Below are 17,086 nucleotides of genomic sequence, written 5' to 3' on the forward strand. Positions count from 1 at the left end.
GTTCGTTCTCCAACTCGGCCCTGGCTCAGCCCTTGAACCAGCGCACGGGGCGCGGGGCGAGGTTCTGGTAGACGTGCTTGGCCTCGCGGTACTCGGCGAGACCGGCGGGACCGAGCTCTCGCCCGATGCCGCTCTTTCCGAAGCCGCCCCACTCCGCCTGCGGGAGGTAGGGGTGGAAGTCGTTGATCCAGACGGTCCCGTGCCGCAGCCGCCCGGCGACGCGCCGCGCCCGCCCCTGGTCGGCGGTCCACACCGCGCCGGCGAGCCCGTACTCCGTGTCGTTGGCGAGGGCGACGGCCTCGTCCTCGGTACGGAAGGTCTCCACGGTCAGGACGGGCCCGAAGATCTCTTCGCGGACGACGCGCATGCCGCGGTGGCACTGGTCGAGGACGGTGGGCCGGTAGAAGTACCCGTCGGCGTACTCGTCCCCTTCGGGCCGCTGCCCGCCGGCGCGCAGCACCGCGCCCTCGGCGAGGGCGGAGGCGACATAGTCCTCGGTCCTGGCGAGCTGCTGCGCGGATACGAGGGGACCGCACTCGACACCCTCGTCGGTGCCGCGTCCGAGACGGATCCGCTCGGCCCGGCGGGCGAGCTCGCCGACGAAGCGCTCGCGCAGGGATTCCTCGATGATGAGCCGGGACCCGGCGGAGCAGACCTGTCCGCTGTGGATGAAGGCGGCGTTCAAGGCCTGGTCGACGGCGGTGTCGAATGCCTCGTCGCTCTCGCAGGCGTCCGCGAAGACGACATTGGGGTTCTTGCCGCCGAGTTCGAGAGCGACCTTCTTGACGCTGTCGGCGGCGGCGCGCATCACCTTCGTACCGCTGGCGAGCCCGCCGGTGAAGGACACCAGGTCCACATCGGGATGCTCGGCGAGCCGGGCCCCGACGGTGTCGCCCGGTCCGGTCACGATGTTCGCCACACCGGCGGGCAGCCCCGCCTCCTCGAGCAGCTGGATCAGCTCGACGGTCGTCAGCGGAGTGATCTCGCTCGGCTTGATCACAAAAGTATTGCCCGCGGCCAGAGCCGGGGCAATCTTCCAACTCGCTTGAAGGAGTGGATAGTTCCACGGCGTGATGAGGGCACAGACCCCTACGGGTTCGTGCACCACGAAGCTGTGAATGTCCGGCGAACCGGCATCCACCACTCTGCCGCCGCTCTCGTTCATGACGAGGTCGGCGAAGTAGCGGAAAGCGTCGCTGACGCAGTCGACGTCGATGCGGCCTTCCTCGACGGTCTTCCCGGCGTCCCGGCTCTCCAGCTGCCCGAGCGCCTCCCGGTTGCGCTGCAGCAGATCCGCGACGCGCCTGAGCACGGCGGCCCGCTCGGCCACCGGAGTCCGGGGCCATTCGCCCTGGTCGAACGCGGTACGCGCGGCGGCGACCGCGGCGTCCGCGTCCAGGGCCCCGCCCTCCGCGACGGAGGCGAACACGGTCGCGTCAGCGGGGTCGAGTATCTCGCGCGCGGACCCGGAGGCGGCTGCACGCCACTCTCCGCCCACGTGGATGGTCTGTTGTGCCGACACGTCGCGTTTTGCCTTCCCGTTCCCGATGTGATCCCCGCCGGTGTGGACCGGCGGACGGGGCGCCTGCCCCTGGGCGTGGGAAGCATGCGCAATGGGTGGTCGAAAGTGTCGCGTGTCACTTATCCGGTGCCTACGCCACGCATCGGGCCCTGCCTGGGCCGCCCCAGCTGTGGCGGGCGGACACCGCGGCGGGCGAGGGAGCCGCAGGTGGACGTCGGGAAGCCCTGAGGCGTGGACGCGACCGCGTCAGCGCGTCCCACGCGGGCTCGAACTTCTTCGCCGAGGCTCCCCCTGCGCCGCAAAGGCATCCACATGCGAGAAAGCTCCCGGCAGCCATACGGCCGCCGGGAGCTTTCAGCGAATTGCGGATCAGATGAGGCCGAGCTCGCGGACCGCCGCGCGCTCCTCCTCCAGCTCCTTCACCGACGCGTCGATGCGCGCACGCGAGAACTCGTTGATGTCCAGGCCCTGGACGATCTCGTACGTGCCGTCCTTCGTGGTGACCGGGAACGACGAGATCAGGCCCTCCGGCACGCCGTACGAGCCGTCCGACGGGATGCCCATCGAGGTCCAGTCGCCGTCCGCGGTGCCGTTGACCCAGGTGTGGACGTGGTCGATGGCGGCGTTCGCGGCCGAGGCGGCCGAGGACGCGCCGCGGGCCTCGATGATCGCGGCGCCGCGCTTGGCGACGGTCGGGATGAACTCCTCGGCCAGCCACTTCTCGTCGTTGACGACCTCGGCGGCGTTCTTGCCGGCCACCGACGCGTGGAAGATGTCCGGGTACTGGGTCGCCGAGTGGTTGCCCCAGATGGTGAGGCGCTTGATGTCGGAGACGGCGGCACCGGTCCGGGCGGCGAGCTGCGAGATCGCGCGGTTGTGGTCCAGGCGGGTCATCGCGGTGAAGCGGTCGGCCGGTACGTCCGGGGCAGCGGCCTGCGCGATGAGCGCGTTGGTGTTGGCAGGGTTGCCGACGACGAGGACCTTGATGTCGTCCGCGGCGTTGTCGTTGATGGCCTTGCCCTGCGGCTTGAAGATGCCGCCGTTGGCGGAGAGCAGGTCACCGCGCTCCATGCCCTTGGTGCGCGGGCGGGCGCCGACGAGCAGGGCCACGTTGGCGCCGTCGAAGGCGACGTTCGGGTCATCGGTGATGTCGATCCCGCGCAGCAGCGGGAACGCGCAGTCGTCGAGCTCCATCGCGGTGCCCTCGGCGGCCTTCAGGCCCTGCGGGATTTCGAGCAGACGCAGCTTCACCGGCACATCCGCGCCGAGCAGGTGGCCGGAGGCGATGCGGAAGAGCAGCGCGTAGCCGATCTGGCCGGCCGCGCCGGTCACGGTGACGTTGACGGGAGTGCGGGTCATGGCGATCTCCGTAAGACAGCTGGCGGTAGGGGTCCCTGCCCCTGATGCTGGACATCTCCCATGATCGATCGGTGTCTCGACATGAAGAGATATCCAGCGGTCAGGCTATCCGACCCCGGACACCGCCAACCTACGCCCCCTTGTGGCGCGGATCACTGCGGCGTGGTGCAGCCGTTGACGCCCGTCGTGAGCGTGGCGCACGCCTTCGCGTCGGCCGGCCCGGTCACCGCGGTCATCGGGGTGTACGCATCCTTGTCGGCGTTCACCAGGCCGTTCTGGGCGCCCTTGCCGCCCACGCTGATCTGCACCGTGTCGCCGGGCGCCGCGCGGGTGATACGGGCCCAGGACGCCTGGCAGGTCTTGCTGTAGCGGACCTCGACGAAGGCCTTGCCGACGGTCGCGGACGAGACGGTCTTGGCGAACTGGCCACCGCAGCCCATCGCTTCCGGGTCCTGCCCGGTGCAGTCCTTGCCGCTGCACTTCACTCCGGCGGGCAGCGGCGGGCTGCTTGTCGTCGGGGCGCTGGAGGGGGGCTTGGCCACGGGCTTGTCGTCGCCGTCCCCGCCCAGGTCGGTCAGCAGCACGGCCGCGGCGATCACCAGCAGAGCGCCGACGAGACCGGCCAGGAACATGGTGACCTTGCGCTTGCCGCCACGCCCACGTCCGGGGGACGGGGCGGAGGGCAGCGACCCCGGCGCGGAAGGGGAACCCGGCGCGGACGGGGAGCCCGGATGGCCCGGCCCGCCAAGTCCGTCCGGCTCGTGGTGCGTCGGTACGTACGACGGACTCTGCGGCTGGTGATCCCGGCTGCCCGGATCCCGGCGGCGCCCGCCCGGTTCGTGGCCGCTTTCCGGGTCCGCCGGCGCGGCCGTGCGGCCGCCCGCGCGGCCGTTCGCGGTGCCCGCCGGGGCAGGCCCGAACTCGCCGAGTGCGGCCCGCGCCTGGGATATCCGTATCGCTTCCATCGTCATGTCGTGACGCATCTCGGCCCGGCTCCAGGCGCGCTCGGCGAGCTCCCACATGGTGGTCAGATGCGCCTGGTTCGTACCGGTCACCTCCGCGAGCGCGACGATCGCGCCCTTGGGCGCGAGCAGCCGCCCGTTGAGATACCGCTCCCAGGACGTCTTGCTGTACCCGGTGCGGTCCGCCACCGCGGCGATGCCGAGCCCACTGCGGTCCACCAGTCGGCGCAGCTGACTGGTGAACTCTCTGACCTGCGGGTCCAGCTCCTCCGGCAGTGCCTTCCAACGAGGCATGTGCTTCCCCCCTTGTCCCCCCGAACGTGCCTGATGTGCCCCGCGCTCCTGACCCCCTGCGGTGTACCTCGGGAGTCCGTGTACCGGACTACCCACTGGGATGCGCAGGGCCAGGATGTCAGTTCCTGTTATCGGCGTGCACGGGAGCATCCGGGACGGTCGGCGCGCCCCGTTGTGCGCCCAGCCCCGGCTGCCGGACTCAGTCTCCCATCCGTTGCGGAACGATCACACCATGGCGGAACGGTCACTTCCGTGCCACAGGCCCCTGGCGTCCCTTGTCCGAGATTGGCGCGTCCATGACTCTTGAAACACGACGGCGCCCGTCCTCCCTCGGGGGAGAGGACGGGCGCCGTCGGTGTTCGCGGGCGCGATACGTGTGGTCCGCGCGTGCCCGTTCGGGCCCTGTGTCCAAGGCAGTTGCCCCGGCCGTCAGGCGGAGGCCATCTTCTTCTGCAGCCTCGCGTCGAGCGCGTCCAGGAACTGCTCCGTGGTCAGCCACGGCGTGTCCTTGGAGATCAGCAGCGCCAGGTCCTTCGTCATCCGGCCGCTCTCGACGGTGTCGATGCAGACCTGCTCCAGGGTCTGTGCGAACCCGGTGACCTCGGGTGTGCCGTCCAGCTTCCCCCGGTGGGCGAGACCACGGGTCCAGGCGAAGATCGAGGCGATGGGGTTGGTCGAAGTCGCCCTGCCCTGCTGGTGCTGGCGGTAGTGGCGGGTGACCGTGCCGTGCGCGGCCTCGGCCTCGACGGTCCTGCCGTCGGGCGACATGAGGACCGAGGTCATCAGGCCGAGCGAGCCGAAGCCCTGGGCGACGATGTCGGACTGGACGTCGCCGTCGTAGTTCTTGCACGCCCAGACGTAGCCGCCCTCCCACTTGAGCGCCGCGGCGACCATGTCGTCGATGAGGCGGTGCTCGTAGGTCAGACCGGCCTTGTCGAAGTCCGCCTTGAACTCGGCGTCGAAGGTCTCCTGGAAGATGTCCTTGAAGCGGCCGTCGTACTTCTTGAGGATCGTGTTCTTCGTCGACAGGTAGACGGGGAAGTCACGCGCCAGGCCGTAGCGGAACGAGGCGCGCGCGAAGTCGCGGATCGAGTCGTCGTGGTTGTACATGCCGAGCGCGACACCGGCGCCCGGGAACTCGTGGACCTCCACCTCGATCGGCTCGGATCCGTCCTTGGGGGTGAAGGTCATGGTGAGCGTGCCGGGACCCGGGATCTTCAGGTCGGTGGCGCGGTACTGGTCGCCGAAGGCGTGACGGCCGACGACGATCGGCTTGGTCCACCCCGGTACGAGCCGCGGCACGTTCTCCATGATGATCGGCTCGCGGAAGATCACGCCGCCGAGGATGTTGCGGATCGTGCCGTTCGGCGAGCGGTACATCGCTTTGAGGTTGAACTCCTCGACCCGCGCCTCGTCCGGCGTGATGGTCGCGCACTTCACGCCGACGCCGTACTCCTTGATGGCGTTGGCGGCGTCGACGGTCACCTGGTCTTTGGTGGCGTCGCGGTGCTCCATGCCCAGGTCGAAGTACTTCAGCTCGACGTCGAGGTACGGAAGGATCAGCTTGTCCTTGATGAAGGACCAGATGATGCGGGTCATCTCGTCGCCGTCGAGCTCGACGACGGGGTTGGCTACGTTGATCTTGGCCATGAGGTGGAACGTCCCTCTCACGCGTCGATGTGTCCCGCCATCACGGTACTCGACGTGAGCGTTCACTAACGCACGGTGAAGTGGACCGCGTCCTCCAGGAACGGGACGTCCAGCCAGGGGTTCGGCTGGGTCACGAGCGCGATCAGTACGATCACCGTGCCGAGCAGTCCGTACGTGACCATGTCGGTGAAGCGGGAGCGCACCGCGAGCATCCCGACGGAGGGCAGGATCCGGCGCATGACGGCGCCGGTGATGAGCGCGACCCCGATGAGGATCGTGCCCACACGGAACGCGTCGGCGAAGGCGTCCGTACCGACGATGACGAGCCCGAGTCCGGCCAGGGCGAGAACGGTGAGCAGGGGCCACTGTCGTGCGGGCGCGGAAGCGTCGCCGGGGGCGGCGCGCCCGCCGCCCTCGGGCCGGGCGGTGTCCTGGGTGAGGGAGGGCGGCCTCCGCGAGGGGGCCTTGGGGGCGGTCTTGGGTTCGGCGTCCGGTGCTTCGGCGGTGTGTGCCTCCGGCCTCCTGTCCGAGTCGCCGGAGCCCGTACCGCCGGAGCCCTCGGGGTCGGCGTCCGCAGCCGCTGTCCGCGGATGGACCGCCTCTGCCAGGACGGCCGCGGCCGCCACGTCAGGGGCAGGCTCGCCCGCGCGGCCCCGCTCGGCCCCGGGGACCGGTCCCGCCGCGCCGCCAATCGGCTCGGATTCGTCGTTCGTGCGTACGCCCATGGGCTCAGCCTCTCCCGATCCGCTCAGCCCTCGGCAGCGACAGTCGCGCGCTCGGCCGCCTCGACGACATTGACCAGCAGCTGCGCGCGGGTCATCGGGCCCACGCCGCCCGGGTTCGGCGAGATCCAGCCCGCGACCTCCGCGACGCCCGGGTGGACGTCTCCGGCGATCTTGCCCTCCGCGTCACGGCTGACGCCGACGTCGAGGACCGCGGCCCCCGGCTTGACGTCCTCGGGCCTGATGATGTGCTGCACACCGGCCGCCGACACGATGATGTCGGCCTGCCGCAGATGCATCGGCAGATCGCGCGTGCCGGTGTGGCACTGCGTCACCGTCGCGTTCTCGGACTTGCGGGTGAGCATCAGTGGCAGGGAGCGGCCCACGGTGATACCGCGGCCCAGGACCACGATGTGCGCGCCCTTGATCTCGACGCCGTGGTGGCGCAGCAGCTGGATGATGCCGTTCGGAGTGCACGGCAGCGGCCCTTCGATGCCCAGCACGAGGCGCCCGAGGCTCATCGGGTGCAGCCCGTCCGCGTCCTTGGCCGGGTCCATCAGCTCGAGCACCTTGTTGGTGTCGATGTGCTTGGGCAGCGGGAGTTGGACGATGTAGCCGGTGCACTCGGGGTTGTCGTTGAGTTCACGGACGACCGCCTCGATCTCTTCCTGCGAGGCGGTGTCCGGCAGTTCGCGCTGGATGGAGGCGATGCCGACCTGCGCGCAGTCGCGGTGCTTGCCGTTGACGTACCACCGGCTGCCGGGGTCGTCCCCGACGAGCAGCGTCCCGAGGCCGGGGGTGATGCCCAGCTCCTTGAGGGCCGCCACGCGGGCGGTCAGGTCGGACTTGATCGCGGCTGCGGTGGCCTTGCCATCGAGAATCTGGGCAGTCATGGACCCATCCTCGCGGATGAACCCGCCCGGGTTCCAATTCTGCTCTCGCTCCGGTGGCCGCACGCACCCCTCCTGCCCCGCCAAACAGCAGGGGAGGTTGCACTTGCACAACACATACGGATACCGACTGGACAAAATGTCGACGTTAATACCACGATGATCCGCGCAGTACCGCGGCAGTGTTGGGGGGCCAAACCGCTGATCTTGTGAAGTTCCTCCGCTCGGACCGCATCGTCCCCGCACTTTCAACGGAGGAATCCCCCCATGAGCTTCGGCGACCCGAACAACCCGTACGGCCAGCCCCAGGGCGGCCAGCCGGGCTACGGCCAGCCTCAGGGTGGCCAGCCGGGCTACGGCCAGCCGGGATATGGCCAGCCCCAGCCGCAGGGACAGCCCGGTTACGGCTACCCGCAGGCACCGCCGGTCCAGGCGTACGGCGGCGGCTTCGCGGGCGGCCCCACGGAGATGCCGGGCGGTGTGAAGGCGGCCCGCGTGATGCTCTTCGTCATCGCGGGCTTCCAGGTGATCGGCGCGATCTTCGGCGCGCTGGGTGCCATCGGCGTCGCCAAGGCCAAGGACGACCCGGCCCTCAAGGACGACGTCCAGTTCCAGCAGCTCACCGACTTTCCGGTCGGCGCGGTCTGGGCCTTCGCCTTCCTGATCCTGGCCTGGGGCATCCTCGCGATCGTGCTCGGCGCCAAGTTCAGCAGCGGCGGCAACGGCATCCGCGTCACCACGATGGTCTTCGGCATCATCACGGCGGTCCTGGGCATCTACCCGTTCGTCGTCGTGGGCCTGGTGCACACCGTTCTCGCGATCCTCATCACCGTGTTCGTCGGCAAGTCCGACGGCGGCGAGTGGTTCAACCGCGCGCAGCGCTGAGCTGAGCCCTTCGACAGCACGAAGGCCGTAAACCCCGCCGACGGGCGGGGTTTACGGCCTTCTGCCGTTCAGGTCAGGTCAGATTCAGCCGGGTCAGTGGAAGAAGTGCCGCGTCCCCGTGAAGTACATCGTCACGCCCGCCTTCTTCGCCGCCTCGACCACCAGCTCGTCCCGTACCGAACCGCCCGGCTGCACCACGGCCTTGACGCCCGCCGTGGTCAGGATCTCCAGGCCGTCCGGGAACGGGAAGAACGCGTCCGAGGCCGCGTACGAACCCTGCGCCCGCTCCTCGCCGGCGCGTTCGACCGCGAGCTTCGCCGAGTCGACGCGGTTGACCTGGCCCATGCCGACGCCGACCGACGCACCGCCCTTCGCGAGCAGGATCGCGTTGGACTTCACCGCGCGGCAGGCCCGCCACGCGAAGGCGAGCTCGGCCAGCTCGCCGGCGGTCAGCGCCGCGCCCGTAGCGAGCGTCCAGTTCGCCGGGTCGTCGCCGTCGGCCTGGAGGCGGTCGGTGACCTGGAGCAGCGCGCCGCCGTCGATCGGCTTGAGCTCGACCGGGCCGGCCGGGGCACCCTCGGCGCGCAGCACGCGGATGTTCTTCTTGCGGGCGAGGATCTCGACCGCGCCGTCCTCGTAGCCGGGGGCGACGATGACCTCGGTGAAGATCTCCGCGACCTGCTCCGCCATCTCCTTGGAGACCGGGCGGTTGACCGCGATCACTCCGCCGAACGCGGAGAGCGGGTCGCAGGCGTGGGCCTTGCGGTGCGCCTCGGCGACGTCGGCGCCGACCGCGATACCGCACGGGTTGGCGTGCTTGATGATCGCGACGCACGGCTCTGTGTGGTCGTACGCGGCACGGCGGGCGGCGTCCGTGTCCGTGTAGTTGTTGTACGACATCTCCTTGCCGTGCAGCTGCTCGGCCTCGGCGAGGCCGCCGTTGCCGTTGACGTACAGCGCGGCGCCCTGGTGCGGGTTCTCGCCGTAGCGCAGGACGTTCTCGCGCTCCCAGGTGCCACCGAGGAAGTCGGGGAATCCGGACTCGTCGGCCGGGGCGTAGGAGCTCGCGAACCAGGAGGCCACAGCCACGTCGTACGCGGCGGTGTGCTGGAAGGCCTCGGCGGCCAGGCGCTTGCGGGCGGCCAGGTCGAAGCCGCCCTCCTTCACCGCGGCAAGAACGTCCTTGTACCGCGCGGGGCTGGTGACGACCGCGACGGACGGATGGTTCTTGGCGGCGGCGCGGACCATCGACGGGCCGCCGATGTCGATCTGCTCGACGCACTCGTCCGGGGTGGCTCCCGAAGCGACGGTCTCCCGGAAGGGGTACAGGTTCACGACCACCAGGTCGAAGGGCTCGACGCCCAGCTCGGCGAGCTGCTCGCGGTGCGACTCGAGGCGCAGATCGGCGAGGATCCCGGCGTGCACGCGCGGGTGCAGCGTCTTGACCCGGCCGTCCAGGCACTCGGGGAAGCCGGTGAGCACCTCCACCTTGGTGACCGGCACCCCGGCCGCGGCGATCTTCGCGGCGGTGGAACCGGTGGAGACCAGCTCGACGCCGGCCTCGTGGAGCCCGCGGGCGAGCTCCTCCAGCCCTGTCTTGTCGTAGACACTCACCAGCGCGCGACGGATGGGCTTATTCACCGACATGAACCTTTCGTCCCTCAATGCGGTAGCCGTTACGGGCCAGACGCCCCACGACCTCGACGAGCAGCTGACGCTCGACTTCCTTGATGCGCTCGTGAAGAGCGGCTTCGTCGTCCTTGTCCCGGACCTCGACCACGCCCTGCGCGATGATCGGTCCGGTGTCGACGCCGTCGTCGACGAAGTGGACGGTGCACCCGGTGACCTTCGCGCCGTACGCGAGCGCGTCACGCACGCCGTGGGCTCCGGGGAAACTGGGCAGCAGGGCGGGATGCGTGTTCACGAACCGTCCGCCGAAACGGGCGAGGAATTCCTTGCCCACGATCTTCATGAAACCGGCCGAGACCACCAGGTCCGGTTCGTACGCGGCGGTTGCCTCGGCGAGCGCGAGGTCCCACGCCTCGCGGGTCTCGTAGTCCTTCACCTTGCACACGAAGGTGGGAAGCCCGGCGCGCTCGGCGCGCTCAAGACCGGCGATCGCGTCCCGGTCTGCCCCGACGGCGACGATACGGGCGCCGAATCCCTGCGGATCGTCATCAATGGCGTCCAGCAGAGCCTGCAGATTCGTACCGGATCCCGAGACCAGGACCACGAGGCGGGCCGGGCGGGCGGAGTGGGGCGGGGAGGCCACGGCGGGTCTCTTTCTCGCGTGCTTGCTGTTCGCTGGCTGTTCGGCCTTTGTGCGGTCCTACGAATCAATCGCGCCCCGCGATACGGGGAACTCTACGAAGGGGCCGACCGTCAGCAACGATACCGGCACACAGAACGGCCCCCACGGGACGGGGGCGTGGCCGGGAGGTAGCGTCTGGGGACAGGCCCGTCCCCCGACGGGCACGACGACACAAGACCCCATGCGCGCTGGGTCTGAGGGGAAGACGTTCACCAGATGCCGGACCGACGCCGCCGTACGGACCTCCTGTTGCCGCGGGAGCGCCAGTCCACGGATGACAACAATCCCTTCGCGCCGCCGCCGGAAGGCCGGCCGGACCAGCCCTGGCAGCCGCGCCACCCTGCGAACGACGGCAACTCCGACGATCCCTCGTCCGGCTCGTCGGACCCTTCGGGCGACCAGGGCGAGCGCCCGACCTGGGGCAGCCAGTGGAGCAGCCGCCAGCCGGGCCGCTCGTCGGGCGGCGGCTTCGGTGGCCGCCCCGGCGGCCAGAACGGCGAGAACGGCCAGAACGGCGGCGGCGGCCGCCAGGGCCAGGACGGGGGCTCGCCCGGCGGCCTGAAGTGGGACCCGACGGACCCGGCGCAGCGGCGGGCCCGGTATGCGCTGCTTTCGGGCATGTGGGCGTTCTTCTTCGCGCTGTTCGACCTCCCGGAGATCGCGCTGCTGCTGGGTGCGCTGGCGCTGTACTGGAGCATCAGCTCCCTGCGCGCCAAGCCCCAGCGCCGCCCGGTTGACCCGACCTCCCCTCCCCCGCCCCCGACGCCGCCGACGCCCCCGAACAAGCCCCAGCTGACGGCTGCGGTGAGCGGCCTGGTGATGGCGAGCATCGCGCTGGTCATCGTGGCGGCGTCATTCACGGCGCAGCTGGTGTACCGCGACTACTACACGTGCGTGAACGACGCCCTGACGAAGTCGGGCCAGCTGGCCTGCAACGACTTGCTGCCGGATCCGCTGCGCGGAGTGATCGGCGTCAAGGAGTAGCCCCCGGGCCCACTGAGCACGCGGGCGGCGATGCCTCCGCTCCCGCCTGCGGCGCGAAGCCGACCATCGTGGCGGCTGGGGCTTGCCCGGGTACCCATCCGGGCGCGGCAGTCTGCCCGACGTTCCCCTGCGGCGCGAAGCTGCCGCACACCCGGGGTCTGGGGGCCGAGCCCCCAGTTTCGGGGAGGGGCGGGGCTGGGGAGAAACCCTCCTACGGTGCCACCGACGGCCCGGGCTCTTCCGGTGCTGGTGGCTCTCCTTCCGGCTCTGCCGCAACCAGCGGCACCGACGGCTCGGGCTCCTCTGCTGCCGGTGGCTCCGGTGGCTCCGCCGGAACCGGCGCCGGCGGGAACTCCGCCATCAGACCCCCCGACGCCTCCTTCAGTGCCGCCAACCGGACCTCCCACGGCTCCCTCTCCTCCAGCTCCCCCAGCGCCACCACCGGCAGGAAGTCGTACCCCTCCGTCTCCTCCGCCTCCTCCGCCTGCTCCACCTCCTCCGACACGGCCGGGGCAGCCACAACCCCCGCCCCCCGCATCCGCCACGCCCGTACCCCCAGCGCCCCCGGCACCCCCACCGCCGCCGTCCAGGCCGTCGCCGCCGCGCCCGTCAGCCACCACACGGGGCCGAACGCCGCCAGCCTGCCCGTGCCCATTGGGCCGCCCGCCGCCGCCGCGAGCAATGTCGTGAGGAGCCCGCAGCCCACCGCGCCCAGCAGCGCCGCGAGCGCGGTCTCGCGGAGGCCCGACACCGCGTCTCTCCGTACCGTGAACCAGGCGATCACCACCCCCGCCACCACCGGCACGACCACCACCGCCCAGTTCAGCGGGGTCCCGCGGCCCTCCGCCGGAATCGCGGACAGCAGCGGGAAGTGCGGCAGTGCCGGGTCACCGGTGAGCGCGAGGGGCGTCGCCATGGCGCCCGTGCCGAGCGCGAAACCGGGGCCGAGACCGTACGCCGCCCCCCACACCGCCGCGTTCGGCACCAGCGCAAGCCCCAGCAGCAGGAGCGCGAGCCGTCCCGACCACTCATCCGCGAGGTGCAGGAACGAGTCCTGCGTCGCGTCCGCGTGCCACACCAGTGACACCGCGACCAGCAGCGCACCACACCCCAGCAACGCAAGCGCCCCCGCCGCCGCGGACCGCGCGGCGACGGTGTTCCGGGTACGGGCGAGCTCGGTCCGTACGCGCTCGGGCAGCCACACGGGCAGCGGCCCGAGCGGCCGCCCGCTCGCGGTCCACACCCCGGCCGCCGCAAAGGCCCCGGCCACCAGCGGCAGATGGAGGAGCGCGCTCAGCGGATCGGCGGCCAGCGGACCGCGCGTCGCATAGACCACCACGGCCCCGCCGACCAGCAAGTATCCCGAGGTCACCGCGCACAGCACCCCCCGCGCCGACGCCCGCGGCCGCCCCTCTTCCGGTTCGAGCGCGTCGCGCGCGGCCCGGTGCGTGAGCAGCGCGGGCAGGGCGACGAGCAGCAGCGGTACGACACCGACCGGCGCCGGGTTCCCGGAGAGCGTGTCGGCGCGTACGAGCTCCGTGCCGTGCGCCAGCAACCACAGCCCCGCGGCGACGTGCAGTGCCCCGCCAGGACCCCTGTCCGGGTAGGGGGAGCTGATCCACAGCACCATCACGAGGGCGGCGAGCGCGCCGAGCCCGAGCCCCGCGGCGGTCACGCCGCGTACGAGGGCCGCGGCCAGCGCGGGCGCACGGCCCCCCTGGACGACGGCCGGGGCCTGCGACAGCAACGGGCTGGGCTCAGTCATCTGCGTCACGCGGCCATGCTGTCAACGACACGCGGTTTATCCATGTAACAGGCGAATGCCCGCTGTGTCGCTCAAGATACGCTTATGTACTTTTCGCCTGGTGCAGCACTGCGGGGAGCCCTCTCATGACTGAGAGCACCCGACACTCTGCGTCCGACTCCCTGCCCTCCCCCAAGGAACGGCGCAGGCTGCGCGAGGCGATGTCCCTGAGCGAGGAGCAGGTGGCGACAGCGGTCGGCGTCACGCGGGCGACGGTCAGGAACTGGGAGACCGGGCGCAGCAGCCCCCGGGGACGCAAACTCAGGCTGTACGCGCAGCTCCTCGCCGATGCAGGACCCGAGGAGCCGTCCCGTACGCCGGACCCGGCCCCGGACCCCGAACCGGCACCCAAGCCCAATCCCAATCACCCCCACTCCACCACCCGGCCCACCTCCAAAGGCGCGGCCAAGCCCCCCACGCTCCCCGCCCACGCGGCCCCGCCGCCCTCCGCCACACCGCACTCCGGCCCGCCCCCGACACCGCCCGCACCCCCGGCCCCCACCCCGGCCGAGGCCTTCGACGCCCTCTACGCGTACGCCGCCCCCGCGCTCGTACGCCAGGCCTACCTGCTCACCGGCCGTCGCAGACTCTCCCACGAGGCCGTCGAGCGCGCCTTCCACCTCGCCTGGCAGCGCTGGCCCGAGGTCGCGGTCGACGGGGACCCACCGGGCTGGGTGCGGGCTGCGACGTACGAGCACGCCATGTCTCCCTGGCAGCGAATGCGGCGCGTCCACCGCCACCGCGACGCCCCGCCCGCCGAGCAGGACCGCCGCGAACTGCTGGACGCACTCCTCGAACTGCCCCCGCACTACCGCCGGACCCTGCTGCTCTACGACGGCGTGGGCCTCGATCTGCCCGACACGGCCGCCGAGACGGAGGCGAGCACGCCCGCCGCGGCGAACCGGGTGCTGCACGCGCGCGCCGCCCTGGCCGAGCGCGTGCCCGAACTCGAAGCGCCGGACACACTCCACGACCGGCTCACCGAACTCGCCAACTCCTGTCCGGCGCCCCGGCTGATGCCCGCCCAGGCGGTACGAACGGGCAGCGAGCGCCGGGCCCGGTACTGGACTCGGGTCGCAGTCACCGTCACCACCCTGATCGTCGGTGTCACCGCTCTGACGATGATCAACGCACCGACCCGGTACGAGCCGCCGGTCTCCCCCGGCCGGCAGGTCGAGGGCGTACCGCCCCACAAAGGACCGCAGAAGCTGACCCCGAAGGACAAGAAGCTGCGCGCAAGGCTGCTCTCCGAGCCGGTGCACGGCCCGGAACGGCTCGTACCGCAAGATCGCTGAGCCGGCGCGCCCAGGAACGCGTGTGGGCCCGCACCTCGTTGAGAGATGCGGGCCCACACGTGGGTACTGCGAAGGTCAGCCGGCCAGAATGGCGCGCGCCAGCTTGGCCGTCTCGGTCGGCGTCTTGCCGACCTTGACGCCCGCGGCCTCGAGGGCCTCCTGCTTCGCCGCGGCCGTGCCGGAGGAGCCCGAGACGATGGCGCCGGCGTGGCCCATGGTCTTGCCCTCGGGCGCGGTGAAGCCCGCGACGTAGCCGACGACCGGCTTGGAGACGTTCTTGGCGATGAAGTCCGCCGCACGCTCCTCGGCGTCGCCGCCGATCTCGCCGATCATCACGATCAGCTCGGTCTCCGGGTCGGCCTCGAACGCCGCGAGGGCGTCGATGTGCGTCGTACCGATGACCGGGTCGCCACCGATGCCGACGGCGGAGGAGAAGCCGATGTCACGGAGCTCGTACATCATCTGGTAGGTCAGCGTGCCGGACTTGGACACGAGACCGATACGGCCGGGCTTGGTGATGTCGCCCGGGATGATGCCGGCGTTGGACTGGCCGGGGGTGATCAGGCCGGGGCAGTTCGGACCGATGATCCGGGTCTTGTTGCCCTTGCTGACCGCGTACGACCAGAACGCGGCGGAGTCGTGCACCGCGATGCCCTCGGTGATGACGACGGCCAGCGGGATCTCGGCGTCGATCGCCTCGACGACGGCGGCCTTGGCGAACGCCGGCGGCACGAACAGGACGGAGACGTCGGCCCCGGTCTTCTCCATCGCCTCGGCGACGGAGCCGAAGACCGGCACCTCGGTGCCGTCGAAGTCGACGCTGGTGCCCGCCTTGCGGGGGTTCACGCCACCGACGATGTTGGTGCCGTCGGCCAGCATGAGCTTGGTGTGCTTCATGCCGGTGGAGCCGGTCATCCCCTGGACGATGACCTTGCTGTCCTTGGTGAGGAAGATAGCCATGGTGGTCTGATTTCCCTTACTTCGCGGCCGCGAGCTCGGCGGCCTTGTCGGCCGCGCCGTCCATGGTGTCCACGCGCTGCACGAGCGGGTGGTTGGCGTCGGACAGGATCTGGCGACCCAGCTCCGCGTTGTTGCCGTCGAGGCGCACGACCAGCGGCTTGGTGACTGCCTCGCCCTTGGTCTTGAGCAGCTCAAGGGCCTGGACGATGCCCTTGGCGACCTCGTCGCAGGCGGTGATGCCGCCGAAGACGTTGACGAACACGGAGCGGACGTCCGGGTCGCCGAGGATGATCTCGAGGCCGTTCGCCATGACCTCGGCCGAGGCGCCGCCGCCGATGTCGAGGAAGTTGGCGGGCTTCACGCCGCCGTGGTTCTCACCGGCGTACGCGACGACGTCGAGGGTCGACATGACCAGACCCGCGCCGTTGCCGATGATGCCGACCTCGCCGTCGAGCTTGACGTAGTTGAGGTTCTTGGCCTTGGCCGCAGCCTCGAGCGGGTTGGCTGCGTCCTTGTCCTCGAACGCGGCGTGCTCCGGCTGACGGAAGTCGGCGTTCTCGTCGAGCGAGACCTTGCCGTCCAGAGCGATGACGCGACCGTCGGCGACCTTGGCCAGCGGGTTGACCTCGACGAGGAGGGCGTCCTCTTCGATGAAGGTCTTCCACAGGGTCACGAGGATGTCGGCGACCTGGTCGGCGACATCGGCCGGGAACTTGGCGGCCGCGACGATCTCGCGGGCCTTCTCCAGGTCGACGCCCTCGTTGGCGTTGACCGGGATCTTCGCGAGGGCCTCGGGGTTCTCCTCCGCGACGACCTCGATCTCCACGCCGCCCTGGACGGAGGCCATGGCGAGGAATGTGCGGTTGGTGCGGTCGAGGAGGTACGAAACGTAGTACTCCTCGGCGATCTCCGGCGCCGTCTCCGCGAGCATGACCTTGTGGACCGTGTGGCCCTTGATGTCCATGCCGAGGATCTGACCGGCCTTCTCGACGGCGTCGTCCGGGTCGGAGGCCAGCTTCACGCCGCCGGCCTTGCCGCGGCCGCCGACCTTCACCTGCGCCTTGACGACCGACCGGCCGCCCAGACGCTCGGTCACCTCGCGCGCCGCCTCAGGCGTGTCGATGACTTCACCGGCCAGCACCGGTACACCGTGCTTGGCGAAGAGGTCCCTCGCCTGGTACTCGAACAGGTCCACGCGCGTCCGTCCCTTTTCTACTGATCGCGGTTCGTTGTCTGCGTGGGCGTGCCGCGAAGGGCAACGTGACTGCGCTGTCACAAGGGAGGCGTACACGGTGGCCGAGTACGCGGCATGTCCGTCTCGCAGGTTATCCCCGCCGGACCGGGGTCCCTAAATCGCAGATCACACCTGAGCGGTGATTACGGTCACAGATCGCACGGGTGGGCGCGCCGAACAGGGGCTACACCGAAGGAAACGGGCGGTCCCCACC

The 17,086-nt window shown here is 70.6% G+C and carries 14 protein-coding genes; 3 read left to right on the forward strand and 11 right to left on the reverse strand.

The window, feature by feature from the left end; all coding sequences use genetic code 11:
• Positions 1-25: 25 nt before the first annotated feature.
• The 6 genes from OHA61_RS14355 to OHA61_RS14380 form a co-directional block, all read right to left on the reverse strand.
• A complete protein-coding gene (locus OHA61_RS14355) occupies positions 26-1,522 on the reverse strand; it encodes an aldehyde dehydrogenase family protein (RefSeq protein ID WP_406303380.1) in 1,497 nt (498 codons plus the stop codon).
• Between the two features lie 369 nt (positions 1,523-1,891).
• Positions 1,892-2,881, reverse strand: a complete 990-nt coding sequence (locus OHA61_RS14360; protein ID WP_324972518.1) for a malate dehydrogenase — start codon at positions 2,879-2,881, stop codon at positions 1,892-1,894.
• 152 nt (positions 2,882-3,033) lie between these two features.
• Entirely contained in the window at positions 3,034-4,137 is a 1,104-nt protein-coding gene (locus OHA61_RS14365) for a DUF2690 domain-containing protein (protein ID WP_406303381.1), read from the reverse strand.
• Between the two features lie 429 nt (positions 4,138-4,566).
• The gene (locus OHA61_RS14370; protein WP_406303382.1) at positions 4,567-5,787 is read right to left on the reverse strand and encodes an NADP-dependent isocitrate dehydrogenase; all 1,221 of its coding nucleotides are present in this window, start codon (positions 5,785-5,787) and stop codon (positions 4,567-4,569) included.
• Positions 5,788-5,852: 65 nt separating this feature from the next.
• A complete protein-coding gene (locus tag OHA61_RS14375; RefSeq protein WP_406303383.1) occupies positions 5,853-6,512 on the reverse strand; it encodes a DUF3017 domain-containing protein in 660 nt (219 codons plus the stop codon).
• Between the two features lie 23 nt (positions 6,513-6,535).
• The gene (locus tag OHA61_RS14380; RefSeq protein ID WP_406303384.1) at positions 6,536-7,402 is read right to left on the reverse strand and encodes a bifunctional methylenetetrahydrofolate dehydrogenase/methenyltetrahydrofolate cyclohydrolase; all 867 of its coding nucleotides are present in this window, start codon (positions 7,400-7,402) and stop codon (positions 6,536-6,538) included.
• A gap of 264 nt (positions 7,403-7,666) precedes the next feature.
• Between OHA61_RS14380 and OHA61_RS14385 the strand changes: the two genes are divergently transcribed.
• Positions 7,667-8,284 carry a hypothetical protein gene (locus tag OHA61_RS14385; protein ID WP_406303385.1) on the forward strand — a complete coding sequence of 206 codons (618 nt, stop codon included), beginning with the start codon at positions 7,667-7,669 and terminating at the stop codon, positions 8,282-8,284.
• 93 nt (positions 8,285-8,377) lie between these two features.
• Here OHA61_RS14385 and purH read toward each other — a convergent pair whose 3' ends face one another.
• Complete coding sequence (purH, locus tag OHA61_RS14390; protein ID WP_406303386.1) at positions 8,378-9,931, reverse strand: bifunctional phosphoribosylaminoimidazolecarboxamide formyltransferase/IMP cyclohydrolase; 1,554 nt, start codon at positions 9,929-9,931, stop codon at positions 8,378-8,380.
• Positions 9,918-10,556, reverse strand: coding sequence for a phosphoribosylglycinamide formyltransferase (purN, locus tag OHA61_RS14395; RefSeq protein WP_361912407.1), 639 nt, complete (start codon positions 10,554-10,556; stop codon positions 9,918-9,920). Before purN ends, purH begins: the two co-directional genes overlap by 14 nt.
• Positions 10,557-10,811: 255 nt before the next feature.
• Between purN and OHA61_RS14400 the strand changes: the two genes are divergently transcribed.
• Entirely contained in the window at positions 10,812-11,579 is a 768-nt protein-coding gene (locus OHA61_RS14400; RefSeq protein ID WP_406303387.1) for a hypothetical protein, read from the forward strand.
• 211 nt (positions 11,580-11,790) lie between these two features.
• On the opposite strand, the gene OHA61_RS14405 is transcribed toward OHA61_RS14400, so the two are convergent.
• Positions 11,791-13,344 carry a DUF6350 family protein gene (locus tag OHA61_RS14405; RefSeq protein WP_406307361.1) on the reverse strand — a complete coding sequence of 518 codons (1,554 nt, stop codon included), beginning with the start codon at positions 13,342-13,344 and terminating at the stop codon, positions 11,791-11,793.
• 125 nt (positions 13,345-13,469) lie between these two features.
• On the opposite strand from OHA61_RS14405, the gene OHA61_RS14410 reads away from it, so the two are divergent.
• On the forward strand, positions 13,470-14,678 hold the full coding sequence (locus OHA61_RS14410) for a helix-turn-helix domain-containing protein (protein WP_406303388.1): 1,209 nt from the start codon (positions 13,470-13,472) through the stop codon (positions 14,676-14,678).
• Between the two features lie 75 nt (positions 14,679-14,753).
• Here the strand turns inward: OHA61_RS14410 and sucD are convergent, their stop codons facing one another.
• Together sucD and sucC are read right to left on the reverse strand one after the other, a co-directional pair.
• Complete coding sequence (gene sucD, locus OHA61_RS14415) at positions 14,754-15,638, reverse strand: succinate--CoA ligase subunit alpha (protein ID WP_266486715.1); 885 nt, start codon at positions 15,636-15,638, stop codon at positions 14,754-14,756.
• 16 nt (positions 15,639-15,654) lie between these two features.
• A complete protein-coding gene (sucC, locus tag OHA61_RS14420) occupies positions 15,655-16,833 on the reverse strand; it encodes an ADP-forming succinate--CoA ligase subunit beta (RefSeq protein WP_266486713.1) in 1,179 nt (392 codons plus the stop codon).
• Positions 16,834-17,086: the final 253 nt, after the last annotated feature.

The organism is Streptomyces sp. NBC_00885, assembly GCF_045207475.1.
Taxonomy (GTDB): domain Bacteria; phylum Actinomycetota; class Actinomycetes; order Streptomycetales; family Streptomycetaceae; genus Streptomyces.

Bases quoted from the DNA above. Each gene is read 5' to 3' on its own strand.
- OHA61_RS14375 (WP_406303383.1), bottom strand. From the start codon at position 6,512: ATGGGCGTACGCACGAACGACGAATCCGAGCCGATTGGCGGCGCGGCG.
- OHA61_RS14405 (WP_406307361.1), bottom strand. From the start codon at position 13,344: ATGACTGAGCCCAGCCCGTTGCTGTCGCAGGCCCCGGCCGTCGTCCAG.
- purH (WP_406303386.1), bottom strand. From the start codon at position 9,931: ATGTCGGTGAATAAGCCCATCCGTCGCGCGCTGGTGAGTGTCTACGAC.
- OHA61_RS14370 (WP_406303382.1), bottom strand. From the start codon at position 5,787: ATGGCCAAGATCAACGTAGCCAACCCCGTCGTCGAGCTCGACGGCGAC.
- OHA61_RS14400 (WP_406303387.1), top strand. From the start codon at position 10,812: ATGCCGGACCGACGCCGCCGTACGGACCTCCTGTTGCCGCGGGAGCGC.
- OHA61_RS14360 (WP_324972518.1), bottom strand. From the start codon at position 2,881: ATGACCCGCACTCCCGTCAACGTCACCGTGACCGGCGCGGCCGGCCAG.
- OHA61_RS14380 (WP_406303384.1), bottom strand. From the start codon at position 7,402: ATGACTGCCCAGATTCTCGATGGCAAGGCCACCGCAGCCGCGATCAAG.
- OHA61_RS14410 (WP_406303388.1), top strand. From the start codon at position 13,470: ATGACTGAGAGCACCCGACACTCTGCGTCCGACTCCCTGCCCTCCCCC.
- sucD (WP_266486715.1), bottom strand. From the start codon at position 15,638: ATGGCTATCTTCCTCACCAAGGACAGCAAGGTCATCGTCCAGGGGATG.
- OHA61_RS14365 (WP_406303381.1), bottom strand. From the start codon at position 4,137: ATGCCTCGTTGGAAGGCACTGCCGGAGGAGCTGGACCCGCAGGTCAGA.
- OHA61_RS14385 (WP_406303385.1), top strand. From the start codon at position 7,667: ATGAGCTTCGGCGACCCGAACAACCCGTACGGCCAGCCCCAGGGCGGC.